Raw genomic sequence first — 17,417 nt, forward strand, 5'->3', positions numbered from 1 at the left:
GTGGACCGGCCCTCAGAGGAACATGCCGCCAGAGGCCTCCACCCGCTGGCCATTGATCCACCGGCTGTTATCGGCCAGCAGCGCCACCACGGCGCCACCGATGTCATCCGGCAGGCCGACACGCCCCAGCGCGGTGTTGCCGGCGATCTGCCGGTTGACCTCGGCATTGTCGCGCACCAGGCCGCCGCCGAAATCGGTCTCGATGGCGCCGGGGGCGAGGATATTCACCGAGATGCCGCGCCCGCCCAGCTCCTTGGCCTGGTACCTGGTCAGCACCTCCATCGCCCCCTTCATGGCCGCGTAGGCGGCATAGCCGGGCAGGGCGAAGCGGGTGAGGCCGGTGGAGACGTTGAGGATACGCCCGCCATCGGCGAGCAGCGGCAGCAGCTTCTGGGTGAGGAAGAAGGGGCCCTTGAGCTGGATGTTCAGCAACTGGTCGAACTGCGCCTCGGTGGTCTCGGCGAAGGCCGCGTGGATGCCGATGCCGGCGTTGTTCACCAGGTAGTCGAACTGCGGGCGGCCGAAGTGCTCCTTCAGCACGCTTTCCACGCGCTGGGCGAAGTCGGAGAAGCTGGCGCTGTCGGCGACGTCCAGGGGCAGCATCCGCACCCGGGCGCCGTGCTGTTCGATCTCGTCGGCGACGATGCGGGCTTCGTCGGCCTGGCTGCGGTAGGTACCGATGATGTCGACGCCGGCTTCGGCCAGGTGCAGCGCGGCGTTGCGGCCCAGGCCGCGGCTGGCGCCGGTGATGAGGGCGATCTTGCGGGACATGGCGTGGCTCCTGTGGGGGTTGGCTTCGGGGACAAGGTTATTGTCCTGCTGTTTGCTGATAAACCTGGCGGAATCGGAAATACTGCTCGTCATAGCCGAACAATCCGCAGGCCCCGCCGCCCATGATCAAGCCCGAACTGTTGCGCACCTTCGTGCGCGTCACCGAACTCTCCAGCTTCACCCAGGCCGGCGAGCAACTGGGGCTGCCGCGCTCCAGCGTTTCCGAGCAGGTCCAGGCGCTGGAGGAACTGCTCGGCACCCGCCTGTTGCAGCGCACCACGCGCAAGGTCCGGGCGACCCAGGACGGCCTGGTGTTCTACGAGCGTAGCAAGGAGCTGCTGGCGCAGATGGACGAGCTGCAGGGGCTGTTCCGCCGCGACGGCGAGGTGCTCGCCGGGCGCCTGCGGGTGGACATGCCGACCATAGTGGCGCGCAAGGTGGTGATGCCGCGCCTGGGCGAATTCACCGCCCGCCATCCGCAGCTGGAACTGGAAGTGAGCAGCACCGACCGCCGCGTCGACCTGGTGCGCGAGGGCTTCGACTGCGTGCTGCGCGTGGGCGGAGCCGCGGACTCCTCGCTGGTGGCGCGCCCGCTGGGCGGCTTCGAGCAGCTCAACTGCGCAAGCCCGGCCTACCTGCAGGCCTTCGGCATCCCACGCAGCCTGGACGACCTGGCCGGGCATCGCCTGGTGCACTACGTCCCCGTGCTGGGCACACGCCCGGCGGGCTTCGAATACCGCCGCGAGGGCAGGACGCACTTCCTGCCGATGGCCGGCAGCGTGACGGTGAACAACGCCGAGGCCTACGAGGGCGCCTGCCTGGGCGGGCTGGGCATCATCCAGGCGCCGCGCCACGGCCTGCGCGACTACCTGGCCGACGGTCGCCTGGTGGAGGTGCTGCCGGACCTGCGCCCGGCGCCGCTGGAGGTGACGCTGCTCTACGCGCACCGCCGCCAGCCGCCGCGGGTGCGGCTGTTCATGCAGTGGCTGCAGGGCCTGGTGGAGGAGGTGGCCGGCCTCTGAGCCGGCCGCGGGCAACCTCAGCTCGGCCAGTCCGAGTCGAGAATGATCCGGCAGAAGTCGGCGCGTTCGAACTGCGCGTCCTTCAGCGCCAGGACGTCGGCCTTGACGTTGCCGAAGGTGGTCTGCGGCTTGTCCTTGATGCCCTGGTAGAAGGCTTCGATGATGTCGTTCTTGAAGTCGCCGCCGCGCGGGTGGGCGGCCACCACGGCGTCGCGCACGGCTTCGGGGAACTCGGCGTAGTCGATGCCCAGCACGTCCATCTCCACCCCGGCGGTGACCAGGGCGATCTCCGCGCGCATGTGCTGCGGGATGCCCGGCGTGGTGTGCAGGGCGATGGCGGTCCACACGGTCTCCACGTCGCGCTCGGCGATGCCGTGGCTGCGCAGGAACCCGGCGGCGCAGTCGGCGCCGTCCACCTCGAAGCGCTCGCACTTGCTGCAGTAGCGCGGCAGCAGGCCCATGTCGTGGAACATGGCGCCGGCGTACAGCAGCTCGGCGTCGTACTGCAGGCCCCGGCGCGCGCCGGCCAGCGCGCCCCAGTAGTACACCCGCGAGGAGTGGTGGAACAGCAGCGGGGTGGCGGTGTCGCGCACCAGTTCGGTGATCTCGCGGGCGAGCTGGCTGTCGGGAACTTTCACCCCTTGGATGTCGAGGGTCATGGCGGCCTCCTGGTGAGTGGTTGCGGCGCTGTGCTGCCGTGCCCCATTGGAAGCCCGCGCCGCCTTGGCAGCAATCGATGCAGAGGATCGGATCCTGCCAAGCGAAGCCGATGCGCTGCCAACCTTTGGTAAGCCTCTGCTGAAAATGACGTCATAAAACTGACGAAACTTGTTTCAGGTCAAACTAAAAGTCAGCTCTACGTCACATTCCTGCCGCAATCCATTAAGATGCCGCGCGTGCTGTCGCCGTATTGGTACTCGCCGAGCCGTCATCGTGTCCTTCGTTTCTCCCGCCCTTCGTCCCGCACTGCTGCAGCGTGCCCTGGTACTCACCCTGTGGGTGCTGGCGGCGCCCCTGTGCCTGGCGGCTTCCGGCGCCGCGGACGGCGACGGCGCGGCCCTGCGCGGCATGCTGCTGGGCATCCTCAGCTACGTGCGCTGGCCGCGGGAGCCGCAGACCCTGGAGCTGTGCGTGCTGGGCGAAAGCGAATACGCCGAGGCCCTGCTGCGCCGGGGCAGCCTGCTGCAGGCCAACGGCCGCCGCGTCGAGGTGCGCCGCGCCCAGGTGGACGACCCCGCCCTGGGCGAGCGCTGCAACGTGCTCTACCTCGGCCTGCTGGATGAGGCGCAGCGCCGGCGCGCGTTCGCCGGGGTCGCCGGGCACCCGGTGCTGTCGCTCAGCGAGCACGACCCCGACTGCAGCGTCGGCAGCGTGTTCTGCCTGGACTTCAGCGCCACGCCGCCGTCCTTCGCGGTGAACCTGGATTCGGTGGCGCACAGCGGCGTGCGGGTGCACCCCAACGTGCTCAACCTCGGCCGGCGGAGGGGCCAGCCATGAACCTGCCGCGCCTGACCGAGCGCCGCAGCACCCGGCGCAAGTCGCTGGGCCGCCTGCTGTACCGCGCGCACCTGGGGGTGGCCCTGGCCTCGGTGTGCATGGCCGGGCTGGCGGTGGCGGTGGTCGGCCTGCTCACCCTGCGCGCCTATGCCGAGCACAACCTGCACCTGATCGGCCGTTCGATGGCCTACACCGTCGAGGCCGCGGTGGTGTTCAACGACAGCGCCGCCGCCGAGGAGGCCCTGCGCCTGGTGGCCAGCACCGAGGAAGTGCGCCGTTGCGCCGTGTACGACGCCCAGGGCCGCCTGCTGGCGACCTGGGAGCGCGGCCACGGGGTGAGCGCGCTGCGGCATTTCGTCGGGCGCTGGTGGCTCAACCACGAGGAAGTGCAGCCCATCGTCCACGATGGCCGGCAGATCGGCGAGATCCGCCTGACCGGCTCCGGCGGGCGCCTGCTGACCTTCCTGATCACCGGCCTGGGCGGCATGCTCGGTTGCCTGCTGCTGACCGCCCTGGGCGCCTTCTACCTGTCGCGGCGCATGGTCAGCCGCATCGTCACGCCGCTCGACCGCCTGGCCCGGGTGGCCCACGCGGTGCGCCGCGACCGCCAGTTCTCGCGGCGCGTGCCCTCGGCGCGCATCGCCGAGCTGGACGAGCTGGGCGGCGACTTCAACGCGCTGCTCGACGAGCTGGAAGCCTGGCAGCAGCACCTGGAGCGCGAGAACGCCTCCCTGGCGCACCAGGCCAACCACGACAGCCTCACCCACCTGCCCAACCGCGCCTTCTTCGAGGGCCGCCTGAGCCGCACCCTGCGCGAACTGGCCCAGCGCGGCGAACAGGCAGCGGTGCTGTACATCGACTCCGACCGCTTCAAGGCGATCAACGACGAACTCGGCCATGCGGCCGGCGACCGGGTGCTGGTAGCGATTGCCGAGCGCATCCGCGGCCAGCTGCGCGACAGCGACCTGGTGGCGCGCCTGGGCGGCGACGAATTCGCCGTGCTGCTGGCGCCGCTGCCGGACAGCCGCGCGGCGCTGCGCGTCGCCGACGACATCCTGGCCAGCATGGCGGCGCCCATCGCCCTGCCGGACGGCAGCAGCATCAGCACCTCGCTGAGCGTCGGCGTGGCGCTCTACCCGCGCCACGGGCGTACCCTGGCCGAGCTGCTGCACCGCGCCGACGGCGCCATGTACCAGGCCAAGCGCCGCGGCCGGGGCATGCGCAGCCTGGCCGGCGAGGACACGGATTCCAACACCGAGGACTACAAGGAGATAGCCCGTGATAGCCAAGCCCCTGAAACCTAGCCGCCTGTTCATCGGCCTGCTGCTGACGCTGCTGCTGGCCGGCTGCCAGACGCCGCCGGCGCCGCAGAAGGGGCTGAGCGCCGAGCAGGTCGCGGCCCTCCAGCAGCAGGGCTTCCAGCTGGGCGACGAGGGCTGGGAACTGGGGCTGTCGAGCAAGGTGCTGTTCGGCAACAACGTCGACAGCATCGACCTGTCCAGCCGCGGCGAGGTCGAGCGCATCGGCCATGCGTTGCTGGCGGTGGGCATCGACAAGCTGCGCCTGGAAGGCCATACCGATTCCTACGGCGATGCGGGTTACAATCAGCAGCTCTCGGTGCGCCGGGCACAGTCTGTGGCCCAGGTGCTGGCCGGCATCGGCATGCCCCGGGACAACCTCGAAGTCATCGGCCGCGGCATGCAGCGCCCGGTGGCGGACAACAGTAGCGCCGCCGGGCGCATGGAGAACCGCCGGGTCTCCATCATCGTCCCGGCCGAGTAAGGAGTCGCCGTGGAGCGGTCTTCGCCATTGGCTGCCTACCGCCTCGCTGTGAGCGAGCGGGGGTTCGTCGAGGATGCCGCGCAATGGCACGCGGCACAGCGCCTGGAGGAATGCCAGGCGGCCCTGCACCGTGGCGAGCGGCCAGCGGGCGTGTACCTGTGGGGCCCGGTGGGGCGCGGCAAGACCTGGCTGCTGGACCGCTTCCACGCCAGCCTGCGGGTGCCCGCGCGGCGCCAGCATTTCCATCATTTCATGCAGTGGGTGCACCGCCGCCTGTTCCAGCTGTCCGGCACCGCCGCGCCCTTGCAGGCGCTGGCCGCCGAACTGGCCGGCGAGGTGCGGGTGCTGTGCTTCGACGAACTCTTCGTCAGCGACATCGGCGACGCCATGCTGCTGGGCGGCCTGCTGCAGGCCATGTTCGAGCAAGGCGTGGTGGTGGTCGCCACCTCCAACCAGCCGCCCCAGGGGCTGTACGCCGACGGCTTCAACCGCGAGCGCTTCCTCCCGGCCATCGCCGCCCTGGAGCGCCACATGCAGGTGCTGGCCACCGACGGCGGCCAGGACCACCGCCTGCACCCGGGCGCGCCGGTGCAGCGCTACTGGCTGTGCCGCGCCGGGGTGCCCAGCGCCCTGGGCTACGTGTTCGCCGCGCTGGCCGGCAGCGGCAGCGAGGCGCCGCTGGCGCTGGGCAACCGCGAACTGGCCGTGGTGCGCCATGGCCGCGGGGTGCTCTGGTGCCGCTATGCCGACCTCTGCGAGCGGCCCTGGTCGGCCCAGGACTTCATCGGCCTGTGCGATCGCTTCCACGCCATCCTGCTCGGCGATATCCCCGAGCTGGGCGGCGAGCGTCGCGAGGCGCGCATCGCCCGCGGCACCGAGGACGGCGCGCGGCGGGTGGTGGCCGGCGACCGCCAATTGCCGGCGCTGTCGGCCCGGGACGACGGCGTGCGCCGCTTCATCGCCCTGGTCGACGAATGCTACGACCGTGGCGTGCCGCTGTACCTGGAGGCCGAGGTGGCGCTGGAGGCGCTGTACACCCAGGGCGGCCTGGAGTTCCCGTTCCGCCGCACCCTGAGCCGCCTGCGCGAGATGCAGACCAGCCGCTTCGGCCGCTGAGCGGCGCGCGGGCGCGTTCGTCGGAGCTGTTCCAGACTTGTCGATTCCGCGTCCCGCCGGACGACCAGGAACAGGGCGCGGCCACGGTGGCCGCGCGCCCAGACGAGGAGACAGCCCATGTCCCGCATCCAGCGCATCACCCCCTGCCTGTGGTTCGACGACCAGGCGGAGCAGGCCGCGGCCTTCTACACGGCCATCTTCCCCAACTCGCGCATCGGCGCCGTCAGCCATTACGGCGAGGCTGGCCAGGAAATCCACGGCCACTCGCCGGGCTCGGTGATGACCGTGGCCTTCGAGCTGGACGGCGTCGCCTTCACCGCGCTCAACGGCGGGTCGCTGTTCAAGTTCAGCGAGGCGCTGTCGTTGCAGGTGAATTGCGACAGCCAGGAGGAGATCGACCACTACTGGGAACGCCTGTCCGCCGGCGGCCCGGTGGAGGCGCAGCAGTGCGGCTGGCTGAAGGACAGGTATGGCCTGTCGTGGCAGATAGTGCCGGCCGTGCTCGCGGACTTGATAGCCGGCCCGGCGACGGCGGCGTCGCAGCGCCTGATGCAGGCGCTGCTGGGCATGAAGAAGCTGGATATCGCGGCGCTGCGCGGGGCCTACGACGGGGCCTGAGCGGCGTACAACCGCGAACGATTGTAGCAGGCGAGCATGGCTTCTCGTAGGAGCGAGCTTGCTCGCGAATGAGCCCCGCAGCGGAGTCTGTTCGCGAGCAAGCTCGCTCCTACGAAAATCACTTCGGCGCACCCTTGCCCGCTCCTACATTGGAATGGCGTGGATGGGGTGGCGTAGGAGCGAATCTCATCCGCGAAACGCGCCGGGGCGTCCGGCCATCGCGGACACGGTCCGCTCCTACGGGGAAGAAATACCGTGCCTCCCGGCAACCTGTAGGAGCGGGCCCTGCCCGCGAAATCGCGCGCAGGGCGCGCTCCTACATTGGCATGGCGTGGATGGGGTGGCGTAGGAGCGGATCTTATCCGCGAAACGCGCCGGGGCGTCCGGCCATCGTGGACAAGGTCCGCTCCTACAGGGGAATGGCCTGGGCCTACCAGGCGTACTTGACGCTGGTCAGCACCGTGCGGCCTTCGCCCGGGTAGCACTCGGCGATGTCGTCGCAGGTGGTCACGTACTTCTCGTCGAGCAGGTTCTGCGCGGCGAAGGAGAGGGTGACGTTCTTGTTCACCGGGTAGCTCACGCCGGCGTCGTACAGGGTGTAGTTGTCGACGTGGAAGGTGTTGCCGTTGTCGCCGTACACCGAGCCGGTGTAGCGCACCCCGCCGCCGACGCTGAGGCCGTTGGCCATGCCCTCGCGGAAGGTGTAGTTGAGCCAGGCCGAGGCCATGTGCTCGGGCACGTTGGCGAAGCGGTTGCCCTCGTCGCCGTTGTTGCTCTTGAGGATCTTGGTCTTGGTGTAGGTGTAGGAGCCCAGCAGGTCCCAGTGCTCGTCGAGCTGGGCCTTCACCTCGGCCTCGATGCCGCGCGAGCGCACCTTGCCGGTGGCCTTCTGGAAGCCGGTGCTGACGCCGTTGAGCACCTCGTTGGTGAGCACGTTGGTCTTCTCGATCTCGAAGCCGGCGAGGGTCAGCAGGAGCTTGTCGGTGGGCTGGTACTTCACCCCGGTCTCCCACTGGTGCGCGGTGCTCGGGTCGAAGGTGTTGCCGTTGCCGTCGATGCCGCTGTTGGGCACGAAGGATTCGGAGTAGGCCACGTAGGGCGCCAGGCCGAAGTCGGTCAGGTAGGTCAGGCCGACGCGGCCGGTGAAGGCGTCGTCCTTGGCCAGGGTGTGGCTGCCGGCGATGTGGTCGTCGGTACTGCTGCGCACGTTGTCGTAGCGCCCGCCGAGGGTCAGCAGCCAGTTGTCGTCGAACCGGATCTGGTCCTGGGCGTAGTAGCCGACGGCGTCGATGTCCTGGTCGTAGTTGACCTGGATGGTGCTCGGACGGTTGATGTTCAGGCCGTATTTCGGGTTGCTCGGGTTCAGCAGCAGCGGCAGGAAGTACGACAGGTTGGCCAGGCTCAGGCTCTCGAAGTAGCGCTTGACGTCGGATTCGGTGCGCGAATAGTCGATGCCGGTCAGCAGGGTGTGCTGGATGCCCGCGGTGTCGAAGTCGAACTGCAGCTGGTTGTCGACGGTGAAGGCGTTCATGTGCTCATCCCAGCGCCGCGGCGAGCGCAGGACGTCGTTGGCCAGGGACGGGACCAGCGCGGCCAGGGCCGGCACGGCGCTCTTCACGGTGCCCAGCGGCAGCATGTTGTTGAGGATGAAATCGACCTGGCCGTAGCGCAGGTTCTGGCGGAACTCGACGCTGTCGTTGAAGCGGTGGCGGAACTGGTAGCCCAGGGTGAACTGGTCCTGGTACGAGTGGTTGAAGCTGTGGTCGCCCAGCAGGGTGTTGTCGGTGTGGCCGTACTGCGGGGTGTTGACCGCGACGGTGCCGCCGCTGTCGTCCTTCATGAAGCTGCTGAGAAAGGTGAAGCTGGTGTCTTCGTCCGGCGCCCAGGTGAAGGAGGGCGCGACGTAGTAGCGGTCGTCCTTGATCTCGTGGCCGTCGTCGTATTCGAACTCGGTGTTGGCCTTGCGCACCACGCCGACCACGCGGTACAGCAGGCTGCCGTCGTCCACCAGGCGGTCGCCGATGTCGAAGCGGCCCTGGATGCGGTCATGGTTGCCGAAGCCCAGCTCCACCTCGTGCACGCCGGCGGCGGTGGGCAGCTTGCTGACGCGGTTGATGATGCCGCCGGCATCGCCCAGGCCGAACAGCGTGGAGGAGGGGCCGCGGACCACGTCGATGCGCTCCAGCGCATAGGGCTCGGTGCGGAAGAAGGTGTAGCTGTTGTTCAGCTGGCGCAGGCCGTCGAGGTAGTCGCTGGTGGTCTGGCCGTTGAAGCCGCGGATGAACAGCCAGTCATAGCCCTTGGGGTCCTGGCCGTAGGTCTCCACGCGCACGCCGGGCACGTAGCGCAGCGCCTGGCTGACGTTCTGCACGCCCTGGGCGTCCATCTGCTTGCGGGTGATCACCGAGACCGACTGCGGGATTTCCAGCAGCGGGGTGTCGGTCTTGCTGGCGCTGGTGCTGGTGCGCGGCACGTAGCTGTCGGTGCCTTCCGGGGCGGCAGTGACCACCTGGGCCGGCATCGCCAGGGTGTCGTTGCCGGCGGCGTCGGCGCCCAGCAGGGTCACGCGGCTGCCGTCGACCTGGTAGCGGATGCCGGTGCCGCGCAGCAGTTGCTCCAGCGCCCGCGCCGGCTCCATCTCGCCGTGCACGCCGGGGCTGCGCAGGTTCTGCACCTGGGCCTGGTTGAAGATGATCTGCAGGTGCGCCTGGCTGCCGAGGTTGGTCAGCGCCGAGGCCAGCGGTTGCGCCGGGATATCGATGCGCACCGGCGCGGCGAAGGCGCTGGTGGCGCTCAGGGTCAGGCCGAGCGCGGCGGCGCCGACCAGGCGGGCCAGGGGGCTGCGCTTGCTGTGCAGGGGCTTGCGGTTCACTGGGACACTCCTATGATCCATGCAGTTTTGTTATTAATGCGAATGATTAGCCTTCTATGACGCGGCTACCGGAAAAAACCGGAAGACTTTTTTTCGCGGGCATGGATGGGAGGGAGAAGCGACGGCTTTTCGTAACGGCTTTTCGTAGGAGCGAGCTTGCTCGCGAATCAGCCCCGCTGCGGAGTTCGTTCGCGAGCAAGCTCGCTCCTACGAAGAGACAGACGCAACGCTCAGAGCGGCGCGTACCTGCTGGCCAGGGTGATGCTGCCGTCGTCGTGGCGGCGCATCTCCAGCGGCAGCACCTTGGGCAGGGAATCGACCAGCGCCTGCAGGTCGCTGGTGTCGTAGATGCCGCCGATGCGCATGGCCGCCACCACCGGGTCGCCCAGGCGCACCGGGTGGGCCAGGTAGCGGTTGATCTGCGGGATGGCCGCCTGCAGCGGCTGGTCCTGCAGCACCAGGCGGCCGTCGAGCCAGGCGATGGCGTCGCCCGGGGCCACCTGGGCCAGTTCGAGCTGCCCGGTGGCGCTGCTGTAGCGGGCCTGCATGCCCGGGGTCAGCTGGGCGGCGTTGCTGTCCACGCCAGGCGGCGGGGTGACTATCACCGAGCCTTCCAGCAGGGTGACCAGCATCTGGTTGACGTCGGTCCAGACGTTGAAGCGGGTGCCGGTGACGCGCACGCTGCCGTTGTCGGTGCGTACCGTGAACGGCTGCAGGGCGTTGTGGCTGACGCTGAAGTAGGCCTCGCCGCCGCTGCCCAGGCGGGCGTCGCGGCGGTCGCGGTAGAGGGCGAAGAACAGGCTGGAGTGGGCGTTCAGGCGCACTTGCGAATCATCCGCCAGGCGCACTTCGCGCGGCGCGTCCGTGGCGCTGTAGTAACCGATGCGCGACGGCAGCCAGCCGGCGGACCAGCCCGTCGACCAGACCGCGCCCAGCGCCAGGCAGGCGATGGCCGCGGCAGTGGCGAAGCGCCTGATGCGCGAGCGCCGTGGCCGCGTCGTGGCCCGGCGGGTGTGCGACAGGGGCGCTCGCGCCGGGGCCTGCAGGCGATCGGCCAGGCGCCAGATTTCCAGCATCGCCAGGTATTCGTCGCGGTGCCGCGGGTCTTCCGCGCACCAGGCGTCGAAGGCGTCGCGCTCGGCCCGGGTGCAGTCCGCCTCGTGCAGGCGCGAGCACCAACGCGCGGCTTCGGCGCTCAGGCTCTGGTCGTCATGCTCGGCGGGGGGCTGGTTCATCGAAGGCTTCCACGACTGGGCGGCGAAGTGTGCCCAGATCACGCTTTCTTTTCGGCTTGATGCGAGTGATTATAATTACCTCCGACGCGGGCTGTCAGCCAGCGTCGGCTGCGAGAGCCGATCTTACCCGCAAGCCCCCTAACGGGCGGAGCGCTTTTTTCTTGATTCGCTACTACCAGGAACTGACCGCCTTCCTCAGTCGCACCCTGGGGGACCGCCATGCCGCCGCGGACCTGACCCAGGAGACTTTCCTGCGCCTGCTCGACCGCAAGGCCGAGGAGCGCATCGAGCAGCCGCGGGCGTTCCTCTTCAAGACTGCCGTCAATCTCAGCATCGATTTGCGCCGGCGGGCGCGTATTCGTCGCAACGAGGATCTGGAGGCGCTGGACCGTGAAGGTTGCCTCGATGAGCGTTGTCCGCAGACCGAGGCTATCCAGCAACAGCAGTTGCTGATGTTGCGTCGTGCCTTGGAGCAGTTGCCGGAGAATTGTCGGGAGGCGTTTCTGCTGCGCAAGGTCGAGGGGTGTTCCCATGCCGAGATCGCTGAGCGTTTGGGGATTTCGCGGGATATGGTGGAGAAGCATATCGTCAATGCCATGCGGCATTGTCGGCAGCGGTTGTTGCAGTGGGGTGGGCAGGGGTAGGGGTTTTGGTGGGAACGGCAGATAACGCTTGGGGCGTTATGCGTCTTTCATGGTTGAGCGGCTTGTTGGTCAGGCACCATCCTCACACCTCGTCATTCCCGCGAACGCGGGAACCCAGAGACTTTTTGGGTTGGGTTCGGTGTAGCGCGCCGCTCCGAGTGCGTTGATGTCTCTTGTTTCGCCCCCTCGGGCGAGTCCCTTTTGTCAAACGCCACAAAAGGAACCAAAAAGGCTTGCCCCGCATACGGGCCCGACAGAGTCGGGCTACCCTCGCGAATTCCCCCGCCACGGAGGCCCGCCCCGAGGGTACGTCCCTGTAGCCCGCGGGGCTCTCGCGACATCCATGTCGCATGACCTCCTGAGCGCGGGTTTCGTTCGGCCTTCTGAAGGGGCGTTCCGGTGCGCTCGGACGTTTCTCTGGAAATCCCAAGAGCAAAAGCGCTTTTGCTTTTCGTAGGAGCGAGCTTGCTCGCGAACCCCGCAGTCACTGGGTTCCCGCGTTCGCGGGAATGACGTGGGGGGAGATAGGCATTTCAGGATGACTCAGGATTCTCCCTTCGCTCAGGACAGCCCCCTCTCCCGCTTGCGGGAGAGGGCTGGGGAGAGGGCGCTCTTGAACCCAGCACCTACGCCGCCGGGAAGCTCCGTTCGCGAGCAAGCTCGCTCCTACAGTCCCATGAAGGCATCGGCGCGCCGGCCAACGGCGTATAACCGCGAACGGTTATACGCCCTACGAACCCGTCGGCTAACGCTGTGTTATCCACCCACGCCAAACGGCCCCCTCTCCCTCCGGAAGAGGGCTGGGGTGAGGGTGTTCTGGAGCCCGCCGCGCAATCCCAACCCTGAATCGCAGGCGAAAAAAAAGGCCGTTACCGAGTCGCGGGGGAAGCGGGGGGTGGTAACGGCCTTGATGCTTCAAAACCAGGTGAGCAACACCTGATGGGGTAATAAGATAGCAAATTGTTCGCAGGCTAATGATGAATGCGCTTGATAGTGCATATGGGCCAGGGCGATGGGCGCGGCGATGCGTCCGGTTGCGGCGCGCGGCGTGAGTTTCGGCTATCAATACAGGGCCGGCCCGCTTTCGCGCGGGTGGCGACGCGGCGTGCTTGCCGGCGCGCCTTCGACCTGGCACCGGCCTTGTGGCCGGCTCGAAGAAGGAACGACCCGATGCATTCGATCAACCGCTGGCTGGGGACCGCGCTGCTGGCCCTGGGGCTCCTGGCGCAGGGCGCGCAGGCGGCCGAGGAGCGCAAGCCGATCCATTTCGGCGAGCTCACCTGGGAGAGCGGCAGCCTGATCACCGAGGTGCTGCGCCTGCTGGTGGAGCAGGGCTACGGCTATCCCACCGACACCTTGCCCGGCAGCACCGTGAGCCTGGAGACGGCCCTGGCGCACAACGACATCCAGGTGATAGGCGAGGAGTGGGCCGGGCGCAGCCCCGCCTGGATCAAGGCCGAGGCCGAAGGCAAGGTGGCTGGCCTGGGCGACATCGTGAAGAACGCCAACGAGGGCTGGTGGGTGCCGGACTACGTGATCCACGGCGACCCCGCCCGCGGCATCGCCGCCGCCGCGCCGCAGCTGCGCTCGGTGAGCGACCTGCCGCGCTACCGTCAGGTGTTCCGCGACGCCGAGGCGCCGGACAAGGGGCGCTTCCTCAACAGCCCCACTGGCTGGACCTCGGAGATCGTCAATTCGCAGAAGCTCAAGGCCTACGGCCTGGAGGACAGCTACGTGAACTTCCGCAGCGGCTCGGGCGCGGCCATGGACGCCGAGATCGCCTCGGCCATCCGCCGCGGCAAGCCGGTGCTGTTCTACTACTGGTCGCCGACGCCGCTGATGGGCCGCTACAAGCTGGTGCGCCTGGAGGAGCCGCCCTTCGACGCCGAGGCCTGGAAGACCCTGGTGGACGCCAGCAACCCCAACCCGCGCGGCTGCCAGTCGCTGCCGGCGCGCCTGTCCATCGGCGTTTCCGCGGCCTTCGGCAAGGACTACCCGGAGCTGGTGGCGCTGTTCGAGAAGGTCGACATCCCCATCGCCGAGCTCAATGCCGCCCTGGCGAAGATGAGCGAGACGCGCCAGGCCCCGCGCGATGCCGCCCGCGAGTTCCTCAAGGCGCATCCGCAGGTGTGGCGGGCCTGGCTGCCTGAGACGGCGCGGGCCAAGGTCGCCTCCGCGCTCTGAATCAGCCCTTGCCGAACCCCGCCTGGAGGTCCGCCAGGGCCTGCTTCAGGCCTTCGCTGGCGGCCTTCTGGCGCTGCTCCAGCTGCTTGGCGCGGGCCTCGCAGGCGGGGCCTATGTCCTTGGCCAGGGCCTGCAGGGCGGGCTCCTTGGCGATGGCCCGGCGCAGCTCGTCGTCGCCCAGCAGCGCCTGGGTTTCCGCCAGCGCCGCCATGGCCTGGCGGTAGCGCAGGGTCAACTGCTTGGCGTAGGCGCCGAGGCCGTCGCCCAGTTGCGCGGCCACCTCGGCCTGGGGCCCCTGGCTGCCGGCCCGGGCCTTGGCGCTCAGCTCCGGCATCTGCGGCAGGCGCACCAGGGTGCCGGCGGGCAGCGCGGCCAGGTCGGCCAGCTGCGGGTTCTGCTGGAGCAGGGCGCTCTCGACCTTCTCGCGCTGCTTCGCCGTGAGCCGGTTGTACAGCTTGTCGGCGATTTCGCCGAGGCTCTTTTCACCGCGGAACGGGATGACGGGCATGCTGCACCTTCCTTAGACGCCGATGAGGTTGCACAGGTTGATGTCGTTGGGCACCGTGGCGCCGCTGAGCACCCTGATATTGCCGCTGCTGGCGTTGCCGATGACGATGGCCCGTTCCAGCTGGGTGCTCAGGTGCAGGGTGTCGAGCTTCTCGCGGCCGATCAGGCGGTTGTTGCTGGCGTTGAGGGTGCGCCCCTGCAAGGCGCCCAGCTGCGGCTGCTGGTCGTTGCCGTCCAGCGCCTGGCAGCGGTTGCCGGCGAACAGGCAGTTGTCCAGCGCCGCGCAGAGCACCAGCGGCAGGCTGCTGGCGTGGCTGCGCAGCTGGTTGTCCTGGATCGCCAGGTCGGCCGCGCGCGGGGCCAGGGCGAACACCTGGCTGGCGGTGAACAGGTAGCTCAGCTGCGCGCCCTCGACCACCTGCGCCGGGCTTGCGTAGAGCGCCGAACCGGCCGCCGCGCTGGCCACGCGGATGGCGCGCCACAGGCTCATCACCGGTTTCTGCGCCGGGTCGTCGCCCAGGCGTTCCACCTGGTTGGCCTGCAGCAGCGCGCGGTCGAAGGGCGGCAGCAGGTGGATGCCGGTGATCTCGGCGCCGCTGCGGTCCGGGCCGATGCCGAGCAGGCGGTTGCCGCTGATGCGCAGGCGCCGCACCGCCGCCGTGCGGATGCTGTCCAGCGCCGCCAGGTCGCTGGCCTCGCGCGCCACCTCGGCGAGCTGGTTGTCGCACAGGTCGGCCTGGTCGACGCGCACCAGTTGGATGGCGGCATAGGCGCCGCCCTTGAGGTCGGCTGCCAGGCCCAGACCCTGGCAGCGGTTGCCGCTGAAGGCGAGCACCCCGGCGGCGCCGCCTTCGCCCATCACCAGCGCGCCCAGGCCGATGGCGTCGAAGCTGTTGCCGGTGATGATGGCGTTCTCCACCCGCTGGCGGATCAGGATGGCGTTGCCCTGCAGCCGGGCCAGGCGGTTGCCCTCGATGCGCACGCCGTCCAGCGCGACCGGGTCCAGGCCTTCTTCGAGGACGATGCCGTCGCCGCTGTCCCCGTCCAGGCCGTTGATCTCGTTGGCGCGGATGCGCAGGCCGTCGACCCCGGCGCGGATGCCGGCGCCGCGAGTATGGATGACGTTGCCGTCGATGTCGAAGACCGCGCCGGGCAGCGCCGCGCCGGTGGCTACCAGCGCGGCCTGCCCGCCACCCAGCATCAGGTTGCCGGCGATCCGCGTGTTGCCGTAGTGCAGGCTGATGCCGTCGAAGCTGAGCGCGCGCTGGCTGCAGATGAACAGGTTGCGCGCCACCTGCAGCTCGGCGCCGAGCAGGTATTCGCCGGCGCGGACGATGCCGCGCTCGGCCACCAGCGCGCAGTCGCCGACGTAGGCGCCCAGGGCGTAGCCGGCCAGGCCGATGGCCGCGCTGGTGCCGTCGCCCACCGCCAGGCACACCACGTTGATGTGCTCGGCGCGCAGGTCCAGGGTGTTGCGCGCGAGGATGGCCGGCGTGTCGCGGTTGGTCGAGCCGAGCAGGCTGAGGTTCTCCAGGGCCACGCCGATGCTGGCCTCGATGTTCAGCAGGGTGCCGGGCTGGCCGGCCACCAGCAGGGTGGCCCAGCCCTGGCCGCGGATGCGCAGCGAGCGGGCGCCGTCGATGTTCAACGGCTCGCGCAGGTTGTAGGTGCCGATGCCGAGGCAGACGGTGCCGCCGTGGTCCTTGATCGAGTCGATGGCCTGTTGAATGGTGGCCGCGCCGCTATTGTGGCCCTCGGCGCTGACGCAGACGCTGCAGTCGCAGCCTTCGCCCTCGGCGATGGGCGGCCAGAGCACGCGGCAGTCGGTCTCGTCGTCGGGGAAGTCGACCACCGCCAGGCGCGCGTAGTGGTGGTGGATGCCCAGCGGCGGCGCCTGCTCCAGCAGTTCGATGCTGGCGTCGACGGTGCGCGCGGCGAACACCCAGTGGTCGCCGCTGTGGAACTGGCCGCCGGCCGGCGCCAGGCTGAACTCGACGAGGATGCCGCTCTCCAGGAACAGCCGGGTGCCTGCGGCGGGAACTGGGATGTCGCCGGCGGCGCCGGGGGCGTTCAGGTCCAGCAGCTGGCTGCCGTTCTCGCGGCGCACCAGGCCGGCCTGGTCCCAGCGCCGCACGCGGGTGTTGCGCGCCGCCTCGGTGGCCTGCTGGGCGTCGGTGGGGAACAGCCCGGCCGGCAGCGCGACGTCGAACTGCAGGGTGCGCGCGGTCTCGTCCACACCGCCGGCGACGCGGATGCGGCGCAGCTCGCCGGGCAGGTTGTGCAGCTCGCGCCAGTCGTCGCTGACTTCCACCCAGTCGCCGTCGTGGAAGCACAGCACCTGGTCGCGGCCGAGGCTTTCCACGGTGATGCGGTCGCGCGCCGGGTTGATGTGGGTGGCGCGAGAGGCCACCGTGGCGTTGTCCCGCGACCACTTGAAGGTGGCGGTGCCCAGCGGCCCGCCCTGGTGCACCTCGACGCGGTACAGCTGGTTCTCCAGGCCGCGGTAGCCGGCGGCCGGCGGCACCTGGCACGGGTCGGGCTCGAAGTCCGGCACCCCGGTGGCGGTGCTCAGGCGCGCCGCCGAGGGCGCGCTGGCGGCCAGCCAGCCGGGCAGCTCGGCGTCGGGCGTGGCGCAGGTGCCGTCGCCGATGCCGGCCAGCAGCTTGACCTGCCAGACCGTCTGCAGGCGCCCGGTGGTGTCGACGCCCACGGCCTTCTCCACCAGGTCCGGGGCCAGCACCGGGTCCACCTCGCGCTGCCAGACGTCCAGGTAGACCAGGTGCGGCCCGCCCTCGGGCAGCGCCGGCGGGTTCGGGTAGTAGGGCTGCGCGGCGTAGTCCAGCGGCGCGCTGCCGGCCAGGCCGGCCAGCCGTGGTTCCCAGGCCAGGGGCGCGGCGCCGTGGTTCTCCGCCAGCAGGCCGTCGACGTAGATGCGCCCGGCGCCGATGCTCAGCTTGCCGCCGCTGGCCTGGATGCGGAAACCGTCGGGGGTGATGCGCGGCACCACGTTGCCGCCGAAGCCGTCCAGGCTGCCGGCCTGCAGGCGCCGCGCCAATTGCGCGACCCATTCGTTCCAGTCTGCGTCGAGCTGGACGCGGCCCTGTTGCATGACCACGCCGAGGAAATCGCGGCGGGCGTCGAAGCGGATGCGCGAAAGATCGAAGCTCAT

At 69.4% G+C, this 17,417-nt stretch carries 14 protein-coding genes; 8 read left to right on the top strand and 6 right to left on the bottom strand.

The window, feature by feature from the left end; all coding sequences use genetic code 11:
• Positions 1 to 12: 12 nt before the first annotated feature.
• Complete coding sequence (locus tag ACTWJ5_RS16040; protein ID WP_074980891.1) at positions 13 to 771, bottom strand: SDR family NAD(P)-dependent oxidoreductase; 759 nt, start codon at positions 769 to 771, stop codon at positions 13 to 15.
• A gap of 122 nt (positions 772 to 893) precedes the next feature.
• On the opposite strand from ACTWJ5_RS16040, the gene ACTWJ5_RS16045 reads away from it, so the two are divergent.
• The gene (locus ACTWJ5_RS16045; protein ID WP_444439465.1) at positions 894 to 1,793 is read left to right on the top strand and encodes a LysR family transcriptional regulator; all 900 of its coding nucleotides are present in this window, start codon (positions 894 to 896) and stop codon (positions 1,791 to 1,793) included.
• A 17-nt stretch (positions 1,794 to 1,810) separates the two neighbouring features.
• On the opposite strand, the gene ACTWJ5_RS16050 is transcribed toward ACTWJ5_RS16045, so the two are convergent.
• The gene (locus ACTWJ5_RS16050) at positions 1,811 to 2,452 is read right to left on the bottom strand and encodes an HD domain-containing protein (protein WP_444439467.1); all 642 of its coding nucleotides are present in this window, start codon (positions 2,450 to 2,452) and stop codon (positions 1,811 to 1,813) included.
• A 274-nt stretch (positions 2,453 to 2,726) separates the two neighbouring features.
• On the opposite strand from ACTWJ5_RS16050, the gene ACTWJ5_RS16055 reads away from it, so the two are divergent.
• From ACTWJ5_RS16055 to ACTWJ5_RS16075, 5 genes are all read left to right on the top strand, one after another.
• Positions 2,727 to 3,290 carry a YfiR family protein gene (locus tag ACTWJ5_RS16055; protein ID WP_116424456.1) on the top strand — a complete coding sequence of 188 codons (564 nt, stop codon included), beginning with the start codon at positions 2,727 to 2,729 and terminating at the stop codon, positions 3,288 to 3,290.
• Positions 3,287 to 4,594, top strand: coding sequence for a diguanylate cyclase domain-containing protein (locus ACTWJ5_RS16060; protein ID WP_074980887.1), 1,308 nt, complete (start codon positions 3,287 to 3,289; stop codon positions 4,592 to 4,594). The genes ACTWJ5_RS16055 and ACTWJ5_RS16060 overlap by 4 nt, the downstream gene beginning before the upstream one ends.
• On the top strand, positions 4,569 to 5,072 hold the full coding sequence (locus ACTWJ5_RS16065; RefSeq protein ID WP_074980886.1) for an OmpA family protein: 504 nt from the start codon (positions 4,569 to 4,571) through the stop codon (positions 5,070 to 5,072). Before ACTWJ5_RS16060 ends, ACTWJ5_RS16065 begins: the two co-directional genes overlap by 26 nt.
• A gap of 9 nt (positions 5,073 to 5,081) precedes the next feature.
• Positions 5,082 to 6,188, top strand: coding sequence for a cell division protein ZapE (zapE, locus tag ACTWJ5_RS16070; protein ID WP_444439470.1), 1,107 nt, complete (start codon positions 5,082 to 5,084; stop codon positions 6,186 to 6,188).
• Positions 6,189 to 6,305: 117 nt separating this feature from the next.
• The gene (locus ACTWJ5_RS16075; protein ID WP_444439472.1) at positions 6,306 to 6,806 is read left to right on the top strand and encodes a VOC family protein; all 501 of its coding nucleotides are present in this window, start codon (positions 6,306 to 6,308) and stop codon (positions 6,804 to 6,806) included.
• Between the two features lie 430 nt (positions 6,807 to 7,236).
• Here ACTWJ5_RS16075 and ACTWJ5_RS16080 read toward each other — a convergent pair whose 3' ends face one another.
• Together ACTWJ5_RS16080 and ACTWJ5_RS16085 are read right to left on the bottom strand one after the other, a co-directional pair.
• Positions 7,237 to 9,699, bottom strand: a complete 2,463-nt coding sequence (locus ACTWJ5_RS16080; protein WP_444439474.1) for a TonB-dependent siderophore receptor — start codon at positions 9,697 to 9,699, stop codon at positions 7,237 to 7,239.
• A 209-nt stretch (positions 9,700 to 9,908) separates the two neighbouring features.
• The gene (locus tag ACTWJ5_RS16085; RefSeq protein ID WP_074980882.1) at positions 9,909 to 10,913 is read right to left on the bottom strand and encodes a FecR family protein; all 1,005 of its coding nucleotides are present in this window, start codon (positions 10,911 to 10,913) and stop codon (positions 9,909 to 9,911) included.
• Between the two features lie 161 nt (positions 10,914 to 11,074).
• On the opposite strand from ACTWJ5_RS16085, the gene ACTWJ5_RS16090 reads away from it, so the two are divergent.
• A complete protein-coding gene (locus ACTWJ5_RS16090; protein WP_074980881.1) occupies positions 11,075 to 11,557 on the top strand; it encodes a sigma-70 family RNA polymerase sigma factor in 483 nt (160 codons plus the stop codon).
• 1,170 nt (positions 11,558 to 12,727) lie between these two features.
• Positions 12,728 to 13,741: an ABC transporter substrate-binding protein gene (locus ACTWJ5_RS16095; protein ID WP_444439477.1), complete on the top strand. Its 1,014-nt coding sequence runs from the start codon at positions 12,728 to 12,730 to the stop codon at positions 13,739 to 13,741.
• A gap of 1 nt (position 13,742) precedes the next feature.
• Here the strand turns inward: ACTWJ5_RS16095 and ACTWJ5_RS16100 are convergent, their stop codons facing one another.
• Both ACTWJ5_RS16100 and ACTWJ5_RS16105 read right to left on the bottom strand, forming a co-directional pair.
• Positions 13,743 to 14,249, bottom strand: a complete 507-nt coding sequence (locus ACTWJ5_RS16100; protein ID WP_444439479.1) for a tail protein X — start codon at positions 14,247 to 14,249, stop codon at positions 13,743 to 13,745.
• Between the two features lie 12 nt (positions 14,250 to 14,261).
• Entirely contained in the window at positions 14,262 to 17,417 is a 3,156-nt protein-coding gene (locus ACTWJ5_RS16105) for a DUF6519 domain-containing protein (protein WP_444439481.1), read from the bottom strand.

Origin of the sequence: Pseudomonas sp. A6 (genome assembly GCF_052367875.1) — a bacterium.
GTDB lineage: Bacteria > Pseudomonadota > Gammaproteobacteria > Pseudomonadales > Pseudomonadaceae > Pseudomonas > Pseudomonas citronellolis.

Bases quoted from the DNA above. Each gene is read 5' to 3' on its own strand.
- ACTWJ5_RS16040 (WP_074980891.1), bottom strand. From the start codon at position 771: ATGTCCCGCAAGATCGCCCTCATCACCGGCGCCAGCCGCGGCCTGGGC.
- ACTWJ5_RS16045 (WP_444439465.1), top strand. From the start codon at position 894: ATGATCAAGCCCGAACTGTTGCGCACCTTCGTGCGCGTCACCGAACTC.
- ACTWJ5_RS16050 (WP_444439467.1), bottom strand. From the start codon at position 2,452: ATGACCCTCGACATCCAAGGGGTGAAAGTTCCCGACAGCCAGCTCGCC.
- ACTWJ5_RS16060 (WP_074980887.1), top strand. From the start codon at position 3,287: ATGAACCTGCCGCGCCTGACCGAGCGCCGCAGCACCCGGCGCAAGTCG.
- ACTWJ5_RS16075 (WP_444439472.1), top strand. From the start codon at position 6,306: ATGTCCCGCATCCAGCGCATCACCCCCTGCCTGTGGTTCGACGACCAG.
- ACTWJ5_RS16080 (WP_444439474.1), bottom strand. From the start codon at position 9,699: ATGGATCATAGGAGTGTCCCAGTGAACCGCAAGCCCCTGCACAGCAAG.
- ACTWJ5_RS16085 (WP_074980882.1), bottom strand. From the start codon at position 10,913: ATGAACCAGCCCCCCGCCGAGCATGACGACCAGAGCCTGAGCGCCGAA.
- ACTWJ5_RS16095 (WP_444439477.1), top strand. From the start codon at position 12,728: ATGCATTCGATCAACCGCTGGCTGGGGACCGCGCTGCTGGCCCTGGGG.
- ACTWJ5_RS16100 (WP_444439479.1), bottom strand. From the start codon at position 14,249: ATGCCCGTCATCCCGTTCCGCGGTGAAAAGAGCCTCGGCGAAATCGCC.
- ACTWJ5_RS16105 (WP_444439481.1), bottom strand. From the start codon at position 17,417: ATGAGCTTCGATCTTTCGCGCATCCGCTTCGACGCCCGCCGCGATTTC.